Source organism: Candidatus Berkelbacteria bacterium (genome assembly GCA_016432625.1).
Taxonomy (GTDB): Bacteria; Patescibacteriota; UBA1384; order 2-12-FULL-50-11; family 2-12-FULL-50-11.
The window spans coordinates 113,238-133,435 of record CP066697.1 but is presented as its reverse complement, the minus strand read 5'-3'; the positions used below and the strand labels follow the sequence as shown (position 1 = coordinate 133,435).

Here is a 20,198-nt window from a genome sequence, read left to right as displayed (position 1 = left end):
GTCCAGCTTTCTGCAATCCCCCAGGCTTGGTATGCTCGGAAGTGATGAAGGAAGTACTACACATTGGTTCAACCTTACCGACAACTCAGCCAGAAGATAATTCCACGCAGAGTCCAATCATTGAGTTGCGTAACGTTACCAAACAATACCCGCGCAACACCGCCCTCAAGGAAGTCACGCTGGTTATCTTCGACGGTGAATTTATCTGCCTCGTTGGCCAGAGTGGCGTTGGCAAAACGACACTGATTAAGCTCCTGACGTGCCAAGAGAGTCCGACAAAAGGCCAGGTTTTTGTAGCTGGACGAAATCTCGCCGATTTGCGGAACCGCGAGATACCGCTTTACCGACGTAAAATCGGGGTTGTCTTCCAAGATTTCAAGCTGTTACCTCAAAAAACTGTCTGGGAAAACGTCGCTTTTGCCCTTGAAGTTTGCGGCGTTTCCGCCGCTGATGTTCAGCGCCGAACCGATCGCGTAATCGACCTGGTCGGCTTAGGAAGACGAAAAAGCAGTTACCCCAATGAGCTTTCAGGGGGCGAGCGCCAGCGGGCCGCCATCGCTCGCGCGTTAGTTCATTCTCCTAAAATTTTGATCGCCGACGAGCCTACTGGCAACCTTGACCCGATTAACACTTGGGAGATTATTGAGCTGCTATACCGTATCAATTCTCGCGGCACAACCGTCATACTTGCCACTCACAACCGCCAAGTCGTTGACCGGATGCAAAAGCGGGTCGTTTTGATGAAGTCGGGTAAAGTTATTAGCGACCAAAAGTCGGGGCGTTATGTCATCTAGTTGGGAAACCTTGGCACGAGTTATTAAGCTCGGCTATAACAATTTCTGGCGCAACCGCTGGTTAACCCTTGGGGCAACGCTTCTGATGACCTTAACACTGGTAATGATTAGCGTTTCACTCCTAATGACCTTCATGATCCGCGACACCGCCAGCGCTGTTCGTTCATCAATCAACCTAACAATCTATTTCCAGGTTGATGCGGTCGCTGACAAAGATATTGAGCAGCTTGGCAAACAAATTGGCCAGCTTCCAGACGTTCTCGACGTCACGTTTATAACAAAAAATCAGGCACTGTCTATTTTTAAGCGCCTACCAATCAACCAGAACGTCAAAGATCCTATTAACGAAGGATTTAACCCGTTACCACGGAGCCTCGAGATTGCGACTTCAGACGTTGAGCAGATTCAGTCGATAGTGGCGCAGATAGAGAAGCTCGATAGTGGGAAGATAATATGTGGCGAATGCGTATCTTATACGAAAAACAAAGACATTGTTGATCAGCTAATCTCGAGCACTCGCACCGCCCAGCAAGCTGGCTGGTTGCTGAGCGGGTTCTTTGGGCTAATTGCAATTTTCAATGTCTATAACATTATCCGTCTGACGATCGGCGCCCGCTCAGATGAGATCGAGATAATGCGTTACGTTGGCGCTTCTAATTCCTTCGTCCGCGGCCCATTCGTCGTCGAAGGCGTACTCTACGGTCTGCTAGGGACGATCGCTACCTCAGCTCTCCTACCGCTCTTGAGCTATATTATCACTCGCTACCGGGGCAACAGCGGCCTAACCACCCTTGGCAGTGCGTTCGGCGTTCTTAATACCGACCTCTACCAATACGTCATGAACCATTTTTGGAGCCTGGTTGCGTTGCAACTGGTCGTGGGTGTAGTGCTAGGGATTTTAGTTAGCGTACTTTCAGTGCGTCGGTACCTCCGTGCTTGAGTAATTGTTGAGTTTACGGTTTGACGCGTTTGCTTATGCTTGCTAGGCTGGTTGTGAACATGTTTGGAGGGGTGACCCGACTCAGAATCTTGCCAGTTATTTTTGCCGCTCTTATTTTGTTGGTGCCAAGCGTTGTTAGCGCCGAGACTCTCGACGAGCTACTGCGACAACAGAACGAGCTACGTAATCAACAACAGCAGAAGGAGCAGCAGCTTAAGCAAAAAGAGTCAGAAGGCCAGAACCTCGCTGAAGATATTGACGACCTAGAGAGCAGCATCGGTTACACCCAAGGACGAATCAATGACACAGAAAGCCAGATATCAGTTACTTCGGCGGTAATTGCCAAACTCTCAGAAGAAATCACTAACGAACAAGGTACGTTGGATAAGCTTCAAGAACGACTGCGAGTGGCGTACGTCGCGTTATATCAGCTGTCTCGCACTAGCCCGACAGAAATGATGGCTCAGGGTGACGACGTATCTGACATCGTTTCTCACGAGATGTATGTCCAAGCAATTCAAGACCAGCTGCAGAAAGACATTACTTCCTCAAGCCAGCTACTAAGTAACCTCGGCCAGAAAAAAACTGAGAGCGAGAGCCAGAATCAAGACCTCTCTAAACTGAAGAACAGGCTGGCAGCTGACAGAACCCACCTAGACCGGCAACGCAATCAGAAAGAGAGCTTCCTTGCCGCTACCCAGCGCGATCAGGCCAAACTTCAGTCCGATCTGGAGAAGCTGAAAAGCCAGCAGGAGAACCTCTCGGCCGAGATTTATGAGGCACGACGTCAAATGGGCGCGGGAGAAACAACGACTGGCGGAACCGGCGGTTATCCGTACTACAACCAATGTGGCGGAGTTGATTTCTGGCTGTTCTACAAGTGCCAGTGTACTTCTTATGCCGCTTGGAAATTCTTACGAAATACCGGGCTGGTCTTCTACAACACTCGCCCAGGTCAGGGAAGCGCTTGGAACTGGCCTGCACTTGCCGCCGATCAAGGCTACACCGTCTCCGGTAATCCGCAGGTAGGTGACATCGTGTCATGGCCAAAAGGAAATAACATGCCTTACGGTCACGTGGCAATTGTGACCGCCGTGCATGGCGGCCTGATAGACGTTGACGAATACAACTGGACGGCGGCAGAGAAGTTTGACCATCGCGCCAATGTTGACCCTCGCCGCTACGGATCACCGAGCTACATCCGGCCGTAATCTTTCAAGAGACCTTATTTAGCCGTACAATATGACCGATGGAGTTAAACCCCTACATACTGCTGGGTTACGGCGTTTTTTTGGCCGTGATGTTGCTCGTCAATCTGCTTTACTTTTTTCAGGTCTATAAATACCGCATTCCTGGTGACGCTTCGATCCCTGTTTTGGTTATCCACATATTCTTGCTGCTATTAATAATAACCGGCACCTCGGTTTACATAAGCAATCTCGGCTGATGCCTCACTTAATCGAAGAAACTATCGACACCAACGACGAAGCCTTTCTGTATTTGAATCTCCATCCCGGCGAGCAGATTCAGCTGATAGTCCGTCACCATTGGGCGGGGTTCTTAGGAACGTTAATGCTAGTGCTCGGTATGGCTCTCGTACCGATCCTAATGATTGTCGCCGCCTCGTTACTCGATGGTCTGGACATCGAAAGCATCGTGCCGATTGTGGTGTTGTTCATTTCTGGCTTCTTTATATTTTTACTGACCTTTTTGTTCGGCGCATGGATTAACTTCTATTACGACATCGTCTTCATTACCAACAACCGTATCTTGAACGTCGACCAGAAGGGTTTACTAGCCCGGGGCACCTCCGAACTACCGCTACTACAAGTCCAGAACGTCAGCGCCCAAGTTGAGGGCTTCCTCCAGACCACCTTTAATTACGGCACGCTAATAATCGAAACGGCTGGCGCTGGTACAAGTGACGACCCGCACCGCCCAGGTCTGCAAGGATACTTTACGATCCACGACCTGCCCGACCCTAATCGCTTAGCGCGGATAATTATTGAGTTCCACCATAAAGCCGAGGCGGAGGATGAGGGCTAGTTTTCTTGCCCTTAGTCTTGCTTTCTTACTACTCCCGACGGTTGCTCAAGCTGACAATTTTCATTCCTTAACGGGGAAAACCATCTTCCAGAGCCGCGATCACACCTACCGTTTACGCGGCGACACCAAACCCTGGCAACTTACCGAACAAACCGGCAATGTTTTAGCCTCCGCGTTAATAGGGGAGACGCTTCACACCGCTATTGGCGATAAGCTGTATCGCAGTTCAGATGGTCTGCGATACGTTGCCGATAGCAGCGTCGGAACTTTTGAAGCTGCCGTGATAGTTAGAGTAGCTGACCAATCTTTTCTCTCCGCCAGTATAAACGGCGCGACTAAAATTCATCATTTAGTTAACGACATTTGGCGGGAAACTGCGGGTTGGTCCCTTGCCGCGCCTGACGATATTCGCAACGCCTTTCTTTCGAACGCCTCTATCGCCTCTTTGGCGATAATGGGGGATGAAGTTAAAGTTTTTCTATTATCTGGCGACACATGGATAGAGGAGGCAAGCCTGACATGTGATAATGCGGCCATTTTTATCAGTCCACGGCCGGCCGCGATCTGCGACAACGGTGAAAATTTCTATCTGTCGGATGCTTTTGCCTGGGAAGAACTCTTCCCGACAACGATTGAGGGGCAAAGCATCGGGTCCAACGTGGCCGCTGCGTTTGAGCAAAATAACAAAAACCGTCTCTACGTCGCCACTGAAAGCGAGATACTGACTATCGATCTGCAGAGTGTCGAGCTACCCGCATCGCTCAGCGTGGCCGGTTCAAGGGTTCTATTGAACTTTCCCACCTTAGGTCTGCATGAACTATTATGGCAAGAACCCTTGCCTACATTAGTGCCGATTACAACTAGCTTTACGAATATTGTTGAGGTCGAAAATGATCCCGACCTTGCCCTAATCTCCGCCGATTCGATCGCCTACCATTCACTTGCCCCAGGTCAATGGCAGACGATGGCGGCACTGGGAGATTTTAACCACGCTTCTTCCACAAGTCGTGGGATTTTCGTTTGGCAAACTAACGAGGTTAAAACAAGCGGCGGACATAGCCAGTTTCTTCCTGACGGCCAAACGAGCTTCGTCAAAGTTAACGTCTGGGCTTCGACAACCTCGCCGGTTCAAGCAGTCTCACTTAATAGCTTCCCGTCTTACGTTAGTGTCGTCACGAACTCAGGGTCCGGTAATACAAACCTCTACAAGAGCAACGACTATCTTAGTTGGAGCCGAGTCAGTCTGCCAACAACGCCGACCTTACCGCGCACAATCGGCGAGGCAAGAAACCTATCACCAGGCACGCTGCTTGAGACACTGGCAACCGTCAGCGTTCCAGCAGGAATTGTCGGCAATGAGATCGAATACATCCAGGACGAGACCGGCGGTATCCAAATGTATCTTAGCCAGAGTAAGGGCGCACTAAATTTTGCGGTTAATAGTTTAGTGCGGGTAACTGGCGAGATTAGCTCCAGTGCTACTAAACGAATCTTACTCGACGCGCTTGACGACGTTAGCGCGGAAGGGACGGGCGAGATTAGCTTCAAGTCAATTAGTGCTGCCCAGGCCGATTCTTCCCAGGGCTTAGTGGCTAACGTCACTGATAATGTGAGTGAACTAAACGCCGATGAGTTGGTACTGGGCGGAATCCTTGAAGTTGACATGCGCGCGCTCGAGGATAGCGCCAAGACGATATTCAAACTTAAAGATCAGGTCGAGTTACCGGTGCTAGTGGATTGGAACAGCGCTTCTGACAAAACCGAAGCTTGGTACCTAGGGAGTTACAAAATCCTCTCCCGCGAGCCCGAAGTTGAGACAGTAACGGTACCGAAGACAACCAAGTCAACTAAGCAACCCGCCGCGACAAAATCCACGAGTAGCTCGGGCAGTAAAGCTACGGCCAGGTCTTCGACAGCGCAAAAGTCCGCTGCTGGGCCGACAGCCAAAGTCTCTAACGTTAAAACAAAGCCGGTTTTAGTTGAGGGCGTAAAGACCGCTAAGCCGGGGGCACAATCTCGCCAGAACAGCTTGCCAGCAACAGATACCGTAACCCTTGGAATTCTCGGCATCACAGCCGGAATGCTCGCAATGCAGGGAAGACGCCTCCGCCGGTTATTACAGATATAGCCGTTTTAGCGCCCAAAAAGCACCCTCGTAAGGGTAGATTTTTGCTGTAAAGTAGGGTAGTATCCGCGGTACGCTACGCGCACCCAAGAGTAATGACATGAGCAATCGAAAAGTCCCTCGTTGGCATAAAGTCACTCAAGGTGACTTCGACCAGTATGTCGGTGTTTCCGGGGACCGTAACCCGCTACACACTGACCCTAACTTTGCCCGCACCCTGCTCGGCCAGAAACTGTGCACCAACCCGATCATTCACGGCACTATGATCATGATGATCTTGAGCCGCGACGTTTGGACGGAGTACGGCGACGGCGCCACCGCCGGAGGCTGCAAAGAGCAGCGTTTCCGTGTCCCGGTGGAGGTCGGCGACGAGATCGGCTTCAACTACGAAGAAACCGATCGCCAAGCCACCAAGATCGGTGCGGACAAGTGGGACGGCTTTCTCGTCACGGTAAGGGTGACCGCCTATAAGAAGATCGGCGAACGCGAACTACGTATCGGCGGGCTTCTGACAGAGGTCGTGGTACCCACAGCGGAAACCCTGGCCGTGGTCAAGGAGCGTCTGAAAGTAAAGACCACGGCACCGGTACTCGTGACCCAGCCTCAGGCTACGGCCTAGGCTCCCGGGCCACTATCGTTAAGGCGGCAGGCATCCATACCTGCCGCCTTTTCCCTACCCTAAAAGTTCGGTAAAATAACCAGTAGTTAAAAGCCGAAGTAGCTCAGTGGTAGAGCACGCGCCTGAAGAGCGTGGTGTCGTCAGTTCGATTCTGACCTTCGGCACAGTTGAGCCAGAGTTCACACGAAGTGTGGATGCTGGCTTGACCATGTCGAACGGGAAGAACTTTGCCGCAGGCAAAGATTCTGACCTTCGGCACAAATCGCGGAAGCGATTTGGGACGAAGAGAAGAACCAAGCGTGAAACGCGAGGATTCTGACCTTCGGCACGAAGTGCCCGATTCTGATCCTGAGACATCAAATGAAAGAATTTTTTACTTCAAGATTCGCAACAATTAGAGATTTTCTAGCAACGCAGCAGTTTCCTACTGCGGAATGGAAAAATGTCTTTACGGCTGATTTTTGGACGAACGACCCGCTAACTAGCGGCTCGCCGTACTACACTTTCGGCCTCGTGCTTACTTTATTATTCTTGATTCTACTGGAAGTCTGGCGTCGCCGTCTCAAAAATCTTCACGTCTCGACACCAATTTACGAAGTAGCCCAGAATCAACTGAGCAATATCTTCTTTTTCGTGGCGATAATGCTCCCTGCTTACTGGTTTTTCCGAGTTCAACAGCTCGCCTATCTTTCTAGCCGCCTCCTGCTTGGCAGTATCATCCTCGTCGCCTTAGTTTGGCTTGGCTGGGTAGTATTTCACATCACACGGCAGCTGCCGGCCAAACGGGTTGCTCACCTTGAAAAGGAGCGCTTTTTCAGGTATCTTCCTACTAATGCGACTGGCGCCACTAAGGCACCACGCAGGAAAGGAAAATAATATTTTGATGGCAAAAACAACTCAAGGACCGAAGACAATGGCCGAGCTCGTTGAGCTCATGGGCGACTCGCTCATTCCCTTTAACCAAGGAGACGTTGTCGAGGTGACCGTTCTCTCCAGCTCACGCGACAACATTATGGTTGACGTTGCGGGCTTGGCAACTGGCATCATTCCGGAAAAAGAGTTTTCGACCGCTGGTACTAAAGTAGATCCTGGCGAAAAGATCCAGGCTTACGTCGTTTCGACCGAAAATGACAACGGTTACGTAATTCTAAGTTTGAAGAAGGCCGAGCGCGAGCGCATCTGGAATATGCTCGAGCAGCGTAACAATGAGGGCGAAATCCTGAACGTTCGCATCGTCCAGGCCAATAAAGGTGGGTTAGTTGCCGAGTACAACAACATGCAGGGCTTCATTCCCGTGAGTCAACTCTCAGCCAAGAATTACCCGCGCGTTGGCGGCGACAGACTAAAAATTAAAAAGAAATTAAGCGAGCTTATCGGCTCAAATTTGCCGGTAAAAATTATTAGCTACGACAAAAACGCTAAGAAGATAATCTTCTCCGAAAAGGCAGTGGTTGATTCGGACCTAGAAGAAAAGGCGCAGAAGTTTGAGATTGGGCAAAAGGTCAAAGGCAACATTACTGGCATCGTTGATTTTGGGCTCTTTGTCGATATCGGCGAGCTCGAAGGCTTGGTCCACATCTCCCAGGTTTCCTGGCAGCGAATCAATAACCTGAAAGACCACTTTAAGGTTGGTCAAGAAATTGAGGCTGAAGTCGTCAATATTGATGCCGGTCGCGTCTCGCTCTCTATCAAAAAGCTCCTGCCAGACCCGTGGCAGACTGAGGTTAAGAACCTTGAAGTGGGCGGCAAAGCTACTGGCACGGTTACGCAAGTAACCCCGTACGGCGCCTTCGTTAAAATCAGCGACAACTTAGAAGGTCTGTTTCATGTTTCCCAAATGGGAGGCGGCAAGCCGGAAGAGTTAGTCCAGGAAAGTAAGCAGTACGAGTTCGAAGTTATTTCTATCGAGCCAGAGCTGCGTAAGATTTCTCTCAAACTCGCCGAAACTAAGACGGAAGACAAGTAGCAATGGTCCAAATTCGCGTAGCCAAAAACGGCGAATACGAACTAACGGACCGGTCGCGAACCATTACTCTTGCCGGCGGCAAGATAAAGCTTGAGGATCAAGCATTCGACGAACCAGGCGAGTACGAAGTCGAGGGCGTAGAGATTGTTTACGGCACTCAAGCGGCACTACTTGTTTGGGAAAAACTACAGATTGCCTACATTTTCAGTGCCGACAAGCCGACGTCTTTTGAAAAAAGTCAGTTTAGTCCTTGTAACATCCTCCTAATTGACCCCGCCATTTCTACACTAGACAAACCGAAAACCAACGAGCTATTAGAAACGTACGATCCGAATGTTGTTGTATTTTGTTTCCAGACTCCTATAGAAGAAATTCAAGGGGCCCTGAAAATTGAAGACCGAGATATATTGAAATTAACCGAGGCTACGTTGCCTTTGGAGGGACGCGAACTTTATCGGCTGACCGAATGACTGGCTGGAAAGACGTCTGCCAGGAAGTATATCGCTCTACGTCTCTAAGTATTGTTGTCCATGAACGTCCTGACGGTGACGCGCTGGGTAGCGCAGCCGCGCTCTTCCACGCTTTTAGACACAGGAAGAAAGTTGAGATTGTTTGCGCAACTACCGTACCAGAAGTTTTCTTGCCACTTTTAGGCAAAGTGCCCATTGGACGTGAATTCTCACAGAATAAGGGGCTAGTCGTCCTATTAGATTGCGCTCAATGGCATCGGACCGGTTTCGAAGACGCCCTGAATAAAGCAAAGTTAGAGAAACGTCGTATCATTGCGTTTGACCATCACTCCGGCTGTAGCATAGGTAAGCACGTTGACGCTTCAGTACATGACCCCGGTGTCAGTTCGACGGCGGAACTTATTGGGCGTTGCTTGCACGAGTTGCGTGTGCCAATTAATGGCAAAGTAGCGGACTGTCTATTGCTCGGAATATATACCGACACCGGCGGCTTTCGACACCCAAATACTTCGAGCGAGACCTTGCGCATGGCCAGTCGATTAATCAGCCATGGCGCCAACTTGGAGCTGCTCCACCAGGCTTTTGAATCTAGACGGACGCTGTTTAAAACACGCTTATGGGGCGAGGTGCTTTCCAATACGCTTATCAACAAACTGGGCATAGCCGTCGCTAAAGTGGATCGATCGACGCTTGAAAAAGTAGGCTCCAGCGTTGAGGACGCGGCCGGTTTAGCTAATAACCTAGTCATGTTACAAGGCGCCAAGGTGGCGATGGTGCTAGTTGAGGTAGATAAGGGCTGGAAAGTTAGTCTGAGAACTCGAAAACCAAACATTGATTTGCGACGATTAGTTAAATATTTCGGTGGACGGGGCACGCAAAAAGCGAGTGGTTTCCTCGCGACAAAAGAACTCCTTTCCGGTAAAATTAACTAGCTCATATGGGCGGGTGGCGGAACGGTATACGCGGCGGACTTAAAATCCGCTGCCGCAAGGCTTGTGGGTTCGAGTCCCACCCCGCCTACATTTGGGTGATTAGCTCAGTTGGTTAGAGCGCTTCGTTTACACCGAAGAGGTCTGAGGTTCGAATCCTCAATCACCCACACTTTACGTCTAAGATGTTGGCGGCTTGGGTGTAGCTGGGCCGACAACACTATTGAACAACTTAATCTGTCTATCAATCATTAGTTGAACCGCGAAGTTTTTGGCAAAGAACTTCTTACCCGCCTCAGTGAGTTTAAGCGCTAACTTTTCATCGTTTAAAACTTTGTTCACCGAAGCAGCAAATGACGCTTGTTCTGATACGACAACCGCCACGCTTTGAGGATAAAACTCTTCCCGTATCGGCGAATCAAGCGCAATTACCGGCAATCCCGCGTACATCGCCTCGCCGATGACTAGGCCCTGGGTTTCGTGCTGCGAGGCAGAGACGAACGCGTCTGCGGCTGGGTAGTGACGCCGAACTTCCTGGGCAGAGGCTTGGCCAGCCATGACAATATTTTTTTTGACCCCTAAGCTTTCGGCCTCCGTTTCAAAATCTTTGTGGACGCCCGGTCCTATCAATAGTAGCGATACGTCAGAGCGAAGCTTACACAAATCAGCCATCATTTGTATTAAGCCGGAAATATTTTTTTCACGAACCAAACGACCTGTGAAAAGTAAGACCTTGTTTTCCTGAGGAATTGAATAACGCTGACGGAGCTCTTTCGGCGTTAAGGCCCCGTGAGCTGGTGGAATACCCGTAGGGATAACCGCGATTGGCTTACTAACATCAAGCGCGCGTAGCTTCTCCTCAATTTGGTGGCTTGGGACAATAATTTGTTCAACGGCCTGACAGACTTCACGACTGCGTTCAGCCATATGCTTTTCCCCAACAGCGCCAGCGTAGACTCGTCCGTAGTAATCGATATTTGTGTGATAAGTTACAACACGCGGCTTTCGCTGCTGAGCCATTATTACCTCAAAAATATTGGGCGCCCAAGTAACTGTGTGTAGCCAATAGGCGTCAGGATTCAGCTCGGCGATTATGCGCTGAATCTGTCCAGCCGCCTTAAGCGAAAAGAATCGTTCGCCGTTTCCATACGAACCGCTAACAATTTCCAGTATCCTTGAGGACGCCACTGGATAGTGCTCAGGCCTAAACTTGCCAGTCCCGTAGTCCGGCGCAACGACTATTAGCTCATGGCCAGCTTCTTTAAACCCGTCCAAAGAAACGTTAATGGAGTTAGTCACTCCGTTTGGTAACGGGTAGGTAAGTGACCCGACTAGAATTTTCATCGACTTCAGACCTGCTCTAGAGATTTCTGTTTGCCGCGGGGACGCACTGTTTGATGAATAACAGCCCAGTCTTCAACTATGACGCTAATGGCGGCGGCTAGCGGCACCGACAATAAGACACCCGTTAAGCCGTAGAGCTTGCCGCCAACAAGGATGGCAACGATAACAACAAACGGATTGAGGCCAACGGCTTTACCCATGATCTTCGGCACCAAAATCGTGTTTTCAAGCTGCTGAACGACAACGTAAACGACCAGTGCTAGAAAACCCTGCAACGGTGAATCGGTTAAACCGATAACGACACCTGGAACTGCACCGATCCATGGACCAACAATTGGCACGACTTCGGTCAGCCCGGACCAAACACCAAGCGTTAAGGCATACGGCTGGCCAATTAGTAATAATCCGACGCTGGTCAGTAACCCCACAACCGCCATTAACGTCACTTGCCCGCGCAGCCAGGCTCCTAATTTAATCGCGATCTTGCGAGTTATCTCTGTGAACGGTACGTGCCACTCATCAGGCAAGAGGCCTCGATAAATCTTTCGCAAGCCCTCTTCTTCGAGCAACAGATAGAAGCTGAGCACGATTACAGTGACTACCGCTACAACCCCGCTAATGACGCCAACGGTGCGCGACAGAACATTGGTACCAAAGTTACTTAGTTGTGAAGAAATAGCGTTTAAGTTGTCTTTGATTATATTAATCAACGCTTCGATAAACCCTGGATTGTCAGTCCGACTCAACTGGTCGGCATAGAGCGGTAAGTTCAGGCTGAATTCTCGCAGCTGTTCAACAAATGGCGGAATTAGTAGTGAGAAAATTAAGGCTAGGAAAACAAAGATTAGTAGGAAAATTGCTACTACAGCACCCGGTCTCGTCAGATAGCGCGCCCAACGGTCTACTGTCGGCGAGAGTGCGGCAACTATAATCAAAACCATGAAAAGCAGAACCAGAATATCGCGCGTCACGTAAAGCAACCAAAGTCCAAGTAGGATCAGAAGGAAGCGCAGCATGGTCGAAGTTGAGATATCTATTCTGTTCATCTGGTCATCCTATCCATAGGCCTAGTGTAGAGAAAAACCGGCCAAGTGGCTAGTTAGAGACTCTCTATTGCATCTTCTCGACGGAAATTCCCAACACGTGTCCGCTCAAGCTCGAGTACAAAACCACCCGTTTTTAGCGCCTTGCCAATATCGCGAGCGAGAGAGCGGATATAAACGCCGCGACCAGTCACGACGCGCAGCTTCAACAGCGGCCAATTATATTCAATGATATCTATGCCCTTAACTTCCACTGGCCGTGGCGCGAGCTCGACCCGCTCGCCACGTCGCGCCCCCTTATAGGCCGGCTGGCCAGCTTTCTTAACGGCACTAAATTGTGGCGGAACTTGGCTGATCTGCCCTACAAAACTGCGAACAGCGCGTTTCACTGTATCGAGCGAGGGAGCTTCCGAGACAGCAATGTCTTCTTTTCCCCCCTCGTCGTCGTCAGTTGTACTGTAAGCACCAAGTTTAATGGTGGTGACATATTCTTTTTCCGAAAATTCTGCCAAGTGGAGCTTTTTAGTGGCTTGACGCCCTACGGCAACAACTAATACCCCACTTGCAAGCGGGTCAAGCGTGCCGGCATGGCCGACTTTTTCACCTTTATACTTGCGCTTGAGCGGGTACAAAACGTCGTGGGAGCTTGGTCCTTTAGGTTTGTAGATCGCGAAAAGTTTGCCGCTTGGCGGAATATTCATTGGTCGGGCTGGCGGGATTTGAACCCACGACCTCGCGAACCCGAATCGCGCGCGCTACCAACTGCGCCACAGCCCGAAAACAGCTCAAATGCTTGACAATTATACCTGTTGCAGTACAATTCATCCACTCTCCAACAAGGATGAGGACGGAGGGCAAGGTGGGCGAGCCCACACTAGCAGATACGTACCCAACAATCATTGAAGAAGGGTCACATACTCTCGACTTGGCATCATTGCCGCTCGGCACCCCAAAGTCTGAGCTTCTCACTCAACCAAGACTAACTCTCGAAGTGACGGAACAAAGGAAATTGTCGCGTCGTGAGAACTTCTGGATTGGCTTACTCGCAGCTTGGGAGGTACTTTGGCAGCTGCCAAACATTCCTCAGGAAGCAAGCAGGTCGGACCAGCCACGTTTTGGCTTTTGGGTGGAGCTTAAGATCAGCCTGTTGGCTGCCTGGGAAGTGTTCGTTTGGCTGATGTTATACGTCGGGACCAGCAAACAGGAAGAGATGGACCCCTCTCGTCGAGACTAGTGTCCCGCAAGGGACTACAATAAAGGGGCGGCTTCGGTCGCCCCGCCTTTTTGCCCTCGTAGCTCAGTAGACAGAGCAGCTCCGTCCTAAGGAGTTGGTCGTAGGTGCAACTCCTACCGAGGGCACAATTCTAACCGACTAAATCCTTGAGCTTGGCTGATGGGTTGAACTGAACTGTTTTATTGTCACCAATCGTGAAACTGCCAAACTCGGCAATCACTACTTTTTCACCCTTTTTGAAGTATTCGGCCATGACTTCTGTAAACGACTCGATAAATTCGGTGGCTTCTTTCTCGTTGAGGCGCGACTTGGAAGCGAGTTTTTTCGCTAGTTCGGCTTTATCCATGGCTCTAGCGTACCTCTAGCGGGCTAGTTCGGCAAACCGCGTCTCGCGAATTACGTTGACTTTAACCGTGCCCGGGTATTGTAAGTCGGCTTCAATTTTATTGGCTATATCACGCGCTAGCTTCATGGCTGTCAGATCATCAATCTGCTCTGGGCGCACCAAAACGCGGATCTCGCGGCCAGCTTGAATAGCGAATGATTTCTCAACTCCAGTGAATGAGTTAGCAATATTCTCTAGCTCAGTCATTCGTTTTATATGTTGCTCCGTGGATTCGCGACGAGCTCCAGGGCGAGCCGATGAAATTGCATCAGCTGTGCGCGACAAGATCGCTTCCAATGATTTGGCGTCAACTTCTTCGTGGCTAGCCTCAATACAATGGACAACCTCTTCGCTTAAGCCGTACTTGCGGGCCAGTTCAACGCCGGCCTCAATGTGCGAGCCTTCGTACTCGTGGGAAATTGCTTTACCGATATCGTGCAGTAACGCACCCTTTTTGGTGATATTCACATCGGCGCCAACTTCTTTGGCAAGAAGCGCGGCAATATGAGCAACTTCAATCGCGTGGGCTAACTGGTTCTGACCGTAACTAGTACGAAACTTCATTGAGCCAAGCAGTCTGATCAACTCCTGGTGCAGACCGGTAATACCAACCTCCTGTACGGCGGCCTCTCCAGCTTCGCGGATTTCGTCTTCAACTTGGTCTTGAGCTTTTTTAACAAGTTCCTCAATTTTAGTTGGCTGAATCCGGCCGTCTTTTATTAATGCTTGCAGGGCTTTAACGGCCACTGCGCGGCGGATCGGATCGAAGCTTGAAATAAGGACCGTCTCTGGCGTTTCATCGATTACCAAATCAACGCCCGTTGCTTTCTCGAATGCCTGAATATTGCGACCTTCTTTACCGATAATTTTGCCTTTTATCTCATCGTTTGGCAGAGAAACGGAAGTGACTGTCATTTCAGCAGTCTGTTCTGTCGCCATGCGTTCGATAACGGTAGTGATGATTTCGCGCGCTTCTTGCTCCCAGTGTTTCTTCATGGTCTCGCGCATCGAACGAATCTTACGGATCATGTCGTCGGAGTAATCTTTTTCAATTTTGCCGAGCAACAGTTCGCGGGCGTCCTCTTTGTTTAATTTGGCAAGTTTTTCTAGTTCAGTCTCTTCCTGCTCCCGCAACCGACTAACTTCCTGACGACTAGCTTCGAGATCTTGGGCTTGAACTTCCAGATCGGCCTTCTCGGCCTCGATCTTTTCCATCCGACGCTCGATAGAAGATTCCCGCTCCCGCAGTTGGGCCTCGGCCTTGGTGATGTCTTTAGATTTATCTTCGAGCTCTTTTTTGCCTTCTTCTTTTAGTTTAAGAGCCTCTTCTTTCGCAGCAAGGAGAATTTCTTTGCGCTTAGCTTCGACTTCCTCCTGGCTCCTTGTCAAAAGCACTTGACGCACAACATAGCCAACCGCAAGACCCCCCAGCCCTGCCAGGATGGCGATTGTTAACGGTGTCATAATGAATTCCTTTCTGAATCATTGGTAGGTTAAATTATTATTTTATTAGCTTAGGACAGTATAGTCGGCGCGGTGCATATCGTAAAGCGCGCCGACTTTCCCTAGGGATGGAATATCCCGGCGGGTATAGCGCCGCTGAGGCGCTTTCGCTAGGGATGGAATATCCCGGTGCGCATATTTCTGCCGGGTTTGAGCGTCAACGCGACCAGATTGACAGGTTGGCCACGCTCCGCGTAAGCTGGTGAAGAGATGGAGGAGGCCTCAACCACCCTAAAAGTATCGTTGCTTATATTCGCTTTGCTACTGATTGGCACCTTAAGCATGATGGTAGCTAAGAGCGATGCCATTATTTATGGGATTGAGTACCACGCCGAAGAGGGGCAATAATTAAAATGAAAGAGGGGGATATGGATCTGCACGAGCCGTTCGAAGGACACGAACACGCGACAACGTCGCTGAAAGTGCTACTACTTATTTTTGCCGTCGTCTTGATCGCTGCGCTGGGCTATTTTGTTTACCAAACCAATACCACGCCGGACTCAACAGATTACTCTGCAAAGACGGTCAAAGATGCCGCTGCGACAAATGACGCAACCGAAACCGCCACGACCGAGACCACCACTGACGATTGCGACTTTACAAAAACGACCGTCACTCTCAAAACCGCGACCACATACGACCTTGGGGGCGGCGAAGAGTTTGATACCCTAGTCTGCGGCTACTTAACGCAAAAAGAAGAGAATATGGCCCTCGAGGGCGACGAGCCACTAACGAAAAATCGTGCCTATCTAACAGTTACTAAATTTCAGGACGAAAAGTTCAAGGCCGCGCTTGATAAGCAAATTAGCGATGGGAACACTGTCAATAGTGCCGCAGCAGGCACCTACCAACTAGGCTGTGGTTGCTATGAGAATAGTAAAATCGTTAGTGACACTGGAGACCTAACCGACGCTGCAAGCCAGGTGAAACTTTTAGCCTCAACAAAAGACAAGCCCGTAATGGTGAAGCTTGGTTTCCAAGTTCACGCCGGGCGGGGCTGCAGTTGCTGCAACTTAGTTGATAAATTGGAAGTAATTTAAGGAGGAACATGGAATTAAACGAGCATCTTGATGGCCACGACAACGCCACGACTAGCATGAAGGTAGTGCTGTTGATTTTTGCCTTGGTTGTTATTGGCGCCTTAGCGTACTTTATTCAGGCAACTTACAGCCAGCCTGACACTACTGATTACTCGGCACAGAAAGTCAAAAAGTCTGACACCGCGACGACAACGGAAAGCACGAGCACGACAACAACAGAAACGGCCACAGTCAGTAATCTCGCTTGTGGCGATAAAGCATATGCCTTTTCCCTGGAATTTGGTGACAAATGGACAGGGTATAAGATCAAGGAAGTAAAGCCTGACTACGCCATCATCACTTGCTACGTCACGATGCCAACAACCTCGTCTGATACCGTCTGGACAACGGCCGCTACTGACCACGACGCGAAATACGCCAGTGTTTTTGCCGTAAGCGTCTACTCGCCGGCGCAATGGACTGCTTCTCAAGAAGAGGCCAATAAGCCGACCGAAATGGGTCATAACGCCAACTACTACTGGGGCTGGAGTCAAGCTCAGGCAATTCCTGATGATCTAAGCGCCGTTTACGCTGATGCCAAAAACGTCGTCGCTACCTTCAAGATCGCCCCGTAGATGAGTGTGCACCGTTTAGTCCTACTAATACATCTGTTCGGCGCAGCGGTAGTCTTGGGGATCGTCTTTTTCTCACTAGCTTTGGCGCTTGGTAAGCCTCTCGATGAAACTAGGCTGAAAGCGATTCAGATTATTCGCCGTTTCGGCGTTTATGCCATGGGCGTGACGGTTTTGGCGGGGCTTTACCTTGCCTTTGAGGACTGGGCGGAGCTTAAGGGTGACAAATTGTTTTGGGCTAAACTCGTATTAATCGCCCTTGATTATTTTGTCGCGGTTCGGCTAATTAACGCGAAAGTCGAAGCGGCGCTTACCGGTAACGGCAATGCAACAAAAGGGCTCACATCTCTTGCCTGGGCGTCTTTAATTGCTTTTATCGCCATCTTCACCATTGGCCGGATCTATCTCTAGAAAAGGTCGCTACTCTCTTCATTTTTAGCCTGTGAACAGGTAGAATTGTGGGTATTCGGGGTGTGGCGCAGTTGGCTAGCGTGCCTGCTTTGGGAGCAGGAGGTCGTGAGTTCGAGTCTCACCACCCCGACAAAAAAATGCGGGCACAACGTTCGTGCCCGCATCGCCGGATCGGGGGTCCGCCACTACTCGGGGAATCCCATGAGCTTGCGCTGTTCCGGCGTGAGATGAATGATCCTCCGTGCGCCATGGCGAAGGATGTCTCGTCGCTCGCGCCGAAGCCGCCATATCCGATACTGGATCGAAATGAGTTGCGGCAAGTGGCGTACGATTCTTGCCAAGATAAGGAGCTTTTTCACTTGGGTATTATAGTATTTTGCCGTGTAAGATCAACCAGGGCGGGATAACTTACTCGATAAACTTCAACGCCCACATCAGTAGGATGCCGAGGACGATAGAGGCAATATGTCCAAACGTCCGACTGGCCGTTAGTTCTTCGCCAAGTTTTTTCAATAGAATTAGGACGATATAGATGAATCCACCCGCCGTGAACGCAAGTATGAGGGGCGCGGTAGCGATAACATTAATTGTCGTCGAGAGTACGACGACGGCACCAACGATAGCGAACAAGGCGGATACGAAGTTAAAGAAGATGGCCGAGCGCTTACTGAACCCGGCACTGCGCAGGATGGCGTAATCGCCTAACTCTTGCGGAATCTCGTGCAAGACGACGGCAATTGTGGTTGCCAAGCCGATTGGAAAGGATATTAGATACGAAGCGGCAATTAGCGCTCCGTCAATAAAATTGTGGAGGCCGTCACCAACTAGGTTCATCACGCCGACAGGCTCAATACGGTTTTTAACTTGTTGCCGATGGTGATGACGCCAGTGTAGGAACTTCTCCAGAATAAGAAAGACAATGAACCCGCCGCCAACATAGAGTGAGGCTATTTGTCCGGCCTCGGCAAATGCCTCAGGTAAAAGGTGGATCATTGCGTCACCGAGTAGGGCGCCAACGGCCAGAGCAATCAGAAAATGCATGAAGGGCGAATATTCTTCATCCTCACTCCTGCGGTCATGAACAGCGATAACGAATGCTCCGATCAAAGAGACAAGACTGACAACTGTCACAGACGCAATTGTGGCAAACCAGGCATTCGACATTATTGATATTCTACCCGAGTTAAAGCCACCTCGTCGACTGTCGTGAACCTTGGTCGTCGGGTATACTGAGCCGGCATGGAAAAGAACTATTGGTTCCGGCGAAAAAAGTACGGTTACGGTTGGTATCCTGCATCGTGGCAAGGCTGGCTAGTTTTGGGCGTTTATACCGGTGGCCTGGTTTCAATCTTTCTTAAAATCGATGGGGGCTCACACTCTGTGAGCGACAGTTTGATTGAATTCTTCTTGCCGCTTATTGGACTAACTCTGGTTCTACTAATAATTACCTTCGTTACCGGCGAAAAGCCGAGGCTGCAATGGGGAGGGGACAAGGAAGATGAACAAAAAAATCCTCATTAGCGTTGTGACGCTACTGGCTTTTGGCCTGATTTTCGCGTTCCTCTACCGGGCATTCAGTGGTCCGGCAAGTTTTCGCGCTTATGAGAACGATGCGCGGCAAGTTCAAAAGAAGGTGAGTTTGGTGACGATTAATAATCGTAACTATAACGCCGAGGTTGCTAAAACTACTGAGGAACAAGCTCTGGGATTATCCGGTCGCGACTCAATGCCAGAGACCGACGCAATGATCTTCCCCTTTTCGCCGCCTCAAACCGTACCTTTCTGGATGAAAGACATGCGGTTTGCGCTTGATATTGTCTGGATTGCCAACGGCAAGGTCATTGGCGTTGAAAAGAACGCGCCGCCGCCAAAAATTGGTGCCCAGCCTCAAGATTTGCCAAATTATCGCCCACCGGCGCCGGTAGATTACGTTCTCGAGCTTAACGCTGGGCAAAGCCAGTACTTCAACGTTGGTGACGCGGTTACGATTCTTGAACTCAATCAGATTTAATGTTCGCCTCTAAGGTAGTGAAAATAATCAAATCGATTCCACGGGGCAAAGTTGCTACGTACGGGCAGGTCGCGGCGCTTGCCGGCACACCCCGAGCAGCAATTGTTGTGGGGCAGATCCTTCATCATCAAACGGAAGTCTATAACTTGCCGTGGCAAAGGGTAATCAATTCTAAAGGCATGATTTCCACAACTTGCCTAGAGCACCCGCCAGCCATGCAGGCCGGGTTATTACAAGAAGATGGCGTTACCGTGTCCGAACAAAACGGCCAGTTTTGGGTAGACTTAAAGAAGTACGGTTGGCAGGCGGGAATGTAAACGTGCTTCAATAGTTAATAAGGAGGACAAATGGCAGAACAAAAGGTTCAGGAAACAACTTGGGGAGAATGGGCATTTTTTGCTGGTTTAATTGCAGCGATCGTGTTGGCTGTATCGCCCGGTGGGGCAGAGGCGCCGTGGGTAACGCCCACCATGGCGGGACTTGGGTTGGTAATCGGCTTTCTTAATATCAGTGCTCGTGAGACGACAAAATTTCTGGTTGCCGGTATCGCCCTTCTAGTAGTAGGTAGCGGCGGCGTCCAATCACTACCATGGGTCGGCGGTTACATGGATGCGATCCTGTGGAACATCACCCAATTCGTGGCGCCGGCAATTTTAATCGTTGCGCTAAAAGCTGTCTTTGAGATGGCCCGCGGCCGGTAGATTTACTTGGCTATTTCTGAGAAAAT

General features: G+C 50.1%; 26 protein-coding genes and 6 tRNA genes. 25 read left to right on the top strand and 7 right to left on the bottom strand.

Going from position 1 to position 20,198, the window contains the following annotated elements; all coding sequences use genetic code 11:
- The first annotated feature begins 44 nt into the window (after positions 1-44).
- The 14 genes from ftsE (at position 45) to HY845_00705 (ending at position 10,059) form a co-directional block, all read left to right on the top strand.
- Positions 45-794 (top strand): cell division ATP-binding protein FtsE, encoded by a 750-nt coding sequence (gene ftsE / locus HY845_00770; GenBank protein ID QQG51867.1) that lies wholly within the window; start codon positions 45-47, stop codon positions 792-794.
- A complete protein-coding gene (locus tag HY845_00765; protein ID QQG51866.1) occupies positions 784-1,734 on the top strand; it encodes an ABC transporter permease in 951 nt (316 codons plus the stop codon). Before ftsE ends, HY845_00765 begins: the two co-directional genes overlap by 11 nt.
- 59 nt (positions 1,735-1,793) lie before the next feature.
- Positions 1,794-2,945 carry a CHAP domain-containing protein gene (locus tag HY845_00760; GenBank protein ID QQG51865.1) on the top strand — a complete coding sequence of 384 codons (1,152 nt, stop codon included), beginning with the start codon at positions 1,794-1,796 and terminating at the stop codon, positions 2,943-2,945.
- Positions 2,946-2,983: 38 nt separating this feature from the next.
- Positions 2,984-3,181 carry a hypothetical protein gene (locus HY845_00755; GenBank protein ID QQG51864.1) on the top strand — a complete coding sequence of 66 codons (198 nt, stop codon included), beginning with the start codon at positions 2,984-2,986 and terminating at the stop codon, positions 3,179-3,181.
- Positions 3,181-3,780 (top strand): PH domain-containing protein, encoded by a 600-nt coding sequence (locus tag HY845_00750; protein ID QQG51863.1) that lies wholly within the window; start codon positions 3,181-3,183, stop codon positions 3,778-3,780. Before HY845_00755 ends, HY845_00750 begins: the two co-directional genes overlap by 1 nt.
- On the top strand, positions 3,770-5,908 hold the full coding sequence (locus tag HY845_00745) for a hypothetical protein (protein ID QQG51862.1): 2,139 nt from the start codon (positions 3,770-3,772) through the stop codon (positions 5,906-5,908). The genes HY845_00750 and HY845_00745 overlap by 11 nt, the downstream gene beginning before the upstream one ends.
- A 97-nt stretch (positions 5,909-6,005) precedes the next feature.
- The gene (locus tag HY845_00740; protein QQG51861.1) at positions 6,006-6,524 is read left to right on the top strand and encodes a MaoC family dehydratase; all 519 of its coding nucleotides are present in this window, start codon (positions 6,006-6,008) and stop codon (positions 6,522-6,524) included.
- 92 nt (positions 6,525-6,616) lie between these two features.
- A tRNA-Phe gene (locus HY845_00735) sits at positions 6,617-6,688 on the top strand.
- Positions 6,689-6,884: 196 nt separating this feature from the next.
- On the top strand, positions 6,885-7,400 hold the full coding sequence (locus HY845_00730) for a hypothetical protein (protein ID QQG51860.1): 516 nt from the start codon (positions 6,885-6,887) through the stop codon (positions 7,398-7,400).
- Positions 7,401-7,407: 7 nt separating this feature from the next.
- Positions 7,408-8,490 carry a S1 RNA-binding domain-containing protein gene (locus HY845_00725; protein QQG51859.1) on the top strand — a complete coding sequence of 361 codons (1,083 nt, stop codon included), beginning with the start codon at positions 7,408-7,410 and terminating at the stop codon, positions 8,488-8,490.
- A 2-nt stretch (positions 8,491-8,492) separates the two neighbouring features.
- A complete protein-coding gene (locus tag HY845_00720; protein QQG51858.1) occupies positions 8,493-8,960 on the top strand; it encodes a hypothetical protein in 468 nt (155 codons plus the stop codon).
- Positions 8,957-9,892 carry a bifunctional oligoribonuclease/PAP phosphatase NrnA gene (locus HY845_00715; protein QQG51857.1) on the top strand — a complete coding sequence of 312 codons (936 nt, stop codon included), beginning with the start codon at positions 8,957-8,959 and terminating at the stop codon, positions 9,890-9,892. Before HY845_00720 ends, HY845_00715 begins: the two co-directional genes overlap by 4 nt.
- 7 nt (positions 9,893-9,899) lie before the next feature.
- Positions 9,900-9,980 (top strand) — tRNA-Leu (locus HY845_00710).
- Positions 9,981-9,985: 5 nt separating this feature from the next.
- Positions 9,986-10,059, top strand: a tRNA-Val gene (locus tag HY845_00705).
- A 10-nt stretch (positions 10,060-10,069) separates the two neighbouring features.
- Here HY845_00705 and HY845_00700 read toward each other — a convergent pair.
- The 4 genes from HY845_00700 to HY845_00685 all read right to left on the bottom strand — a co-directional run bounded on the left by HY845_00700 (position 10,070) and on the right by HY845_00685 (position 13,053).
- Entirely contained in the window at positions 10,070-11,233 is a 1,164-nt protein-coding gene (locus HY845_00700) for a glycosyltransferase (GenBank protein QQG51856.1), read from the bottom strand.
- A gap of 5 nt (positions 11,234-11,238) precedes the next feature.
- Positions 11,239-12,279, bottom strand: a complete 1,041-nt coding sequence (locus HY845_00695) for an AI-2E family transporter (GenBank protein QQG51855.1) — start codon at positions 12,277-12,279, stop codon at positions 11,239-11,241.
- A gap of 53 nt (positions 12,280-12,332) precedes the next feature.
- Positions 12,333-12,977 (bottom strand): tRNA pseudouridine(55) synthase TruB, encoded by a 645-nt coding sequence (gene truB / locus HY845_00690; GenBank protein ID QQG51854.1) that lies wholly within the window; start codon positions 12,975-12,977, stop codon positions 12,333-12,335.
- Positions 12,978-13,053: transfer RNA gene (locus tag HY845_00685), tRNA-Pro, on the bottom strand.
- Between the two features lie 64 nt (positions 13,054-13,117).
- Here HY845_00685 and HY845_00680 point away from each other — a divergent pair.
- Positions 13,118-13,510 (top strand): hypothetical protein, encoded by a 393-nt coding sequence (locus HY845_00680; protein QQG51853.1) that lies wholly within the window; start codon positions 13,118-13,120, stop codon positions 13,508-13,510.
- 52 nt (positions 13,511-13,562) lie between these two features.
- Positions 13,563-13,635, top strand: a tRNA-Arg gene (locus HY845_00675).
- 5 nt (positions 13,636-13,640) lie between these two features.
- Here HY845_00675 and HY845_00670 read toward each other — a convergent pair.
- Complete coding sequence (locus HY845_00670; GenBank protein QQG51852.1) at positions 13,641-13,856, bottom strand: HU family DNA-binding protein; 216 nt, start codon at positions 13,854-13,856, stop codon at positions 13,641-13,643.
- A 15-nt stretch (positions 13,857-13,871) separates the two neighbouring features.
- Positions 13,872-15,359, bottom strand: coding sequence for a ribonuclease Y (gene rny, locus HY845_00665; GenBank protein QQG51851.1), 1,488 nt, complete (start codon positions 15,357-15,359; stop codon positions 13,872-13,874).
- Positions 15,360-15,608: 249 nt separating this feature from the next.
- Between rny and HY845_00660 the strand changes: the two genes are divergently transcribed.
- From HY845_00660 to HY845_00640, 5 genes are all read left to right on the top strand, one after another.
- Positions 15,609-15,746, top strand: coding sequence for a hypothetical protein (locus HY845_00660; protein QQG51850.1), 138 nt, complete (start codon positions 15,609-15,611; stop codon positions 15,744-15,746).
- 5 nt (positions 15,747-15,751) lie between these two features.
- On the top strand, positions 15,752-16,438 hold the full coding sequence (locus HY845_00655; GenBank protein QQG51849.1) for a hypothetical protein: 687 nt from the start codon (positions 15,752-15,754) through the stop codon (positions 16,436-16,438).
- Positions 16,439-16,446: 8 nt separating this feature from the next.
- Positions 16,447-17,052: a hypothetical protein gene (locus tag HY845_00650; protein ID QQG51848.1), complete on the top strand. Its 606-nt coding sequence runs from the start codon at positions 16,447-16,449 to the stop codon at positions 17,050-17,052.
- Positions 17,053-17,460 carry a hypothetical protein gene (locus HY845_00645; protein QQG51847.1) on the top strand — a complete coding sequence of 136 codons (408 nt, stop codon included), beginning with the start codon at positions 17,053-17,055 and terminating at the stop codon, positions 17,458-17,460. It abuts the gene before it with no gap.
- 56 nt (positions 17,461-17,516) lie between these two features.
- Positions 17,517-17,590: transfer RNA gene (locus HY845_00640), tRNA-Pro, on the top strand.
- 278 nt (positions 17,591-17,868) lie between these two features.
- On the opposite strand, the gene HY845_00635 is transcribed toward HY845_00640, so the two are convergent.
- Positions 17,869-18,624: a ZIP family metal transporter gene (locus tag HY845_00635; GenBank protein QQG51846.1), complete on the bottom strand. Its 756-nt coding sequence runs from the start codon at positions 18,622-18,624 to the stop codon at positions 17,869-17,871.
- Between the two features lie 75 nt (positions 18,625-18,699).
- Here HY845_00635 and HY845_00630 point away from each other — a divergent pair, with 75 nt between their 5' ends.
- The 4 genes from HY845_00630 to HY845_00615 are packed head-to-tail and all read left to right on the top strand — an operon-like array spanning position 18,700 to position 20,172.
- On the top strand, positions 18,700-18,981 hold the full coding sequence (locus HY845_00630; GenBank protein ID QQG51845.1) for a hypothetical protein: 282 nt from the start codon (positions 18,700-18,702) through the stop codon (positions 18,979-18,981).
- Positions 18,959-19,471 carry a DUF192 domain-containing protein gene (locus tag HY845_00625; protein ID QQG51844.1) on the top strand — a complete coding sequence of 171 codons (513 nt, stop codon included), beginning with the start codon at positions 18,959-18,961 and terminating at the stop codon, positions 19,469-19,471. Before HY845_00630 ends, HY845_00625 begins: the two co-directional genes overlap by 23 nt.
- Positions 19,471-19,788 carry an MGMT family protein gene (locus tag HY845_00620; protein QQG51843.1) on the top strand — a complete coding sequence of 106 codons (318 nt, stop codon included), beginning with the start codon at positions 19,471-19,473 and terminating at the stop codon, positions 19,786-19,788. Before HY845_00625 ends, HY845_00620 begins: the two co-directional genes overlap by 1 nt.
- A gap of 30 nt (positions 19,789-19,818) precedes the next feature.
- Positions 19,819-20,172 carry a hypothetical protein gene (locus tag HY845_00615; GenBank protein ID QQG51842.1) on the top strand — a complete coding sequence of 118 codons (354 nt, stop codon included), beginning with the start codon at positions 19,819-19,821 and terminating at the stop codon, positions 20,170-20,172.
- Positions 20,173-20,198 lie beyond the last annotated feature (26 nt).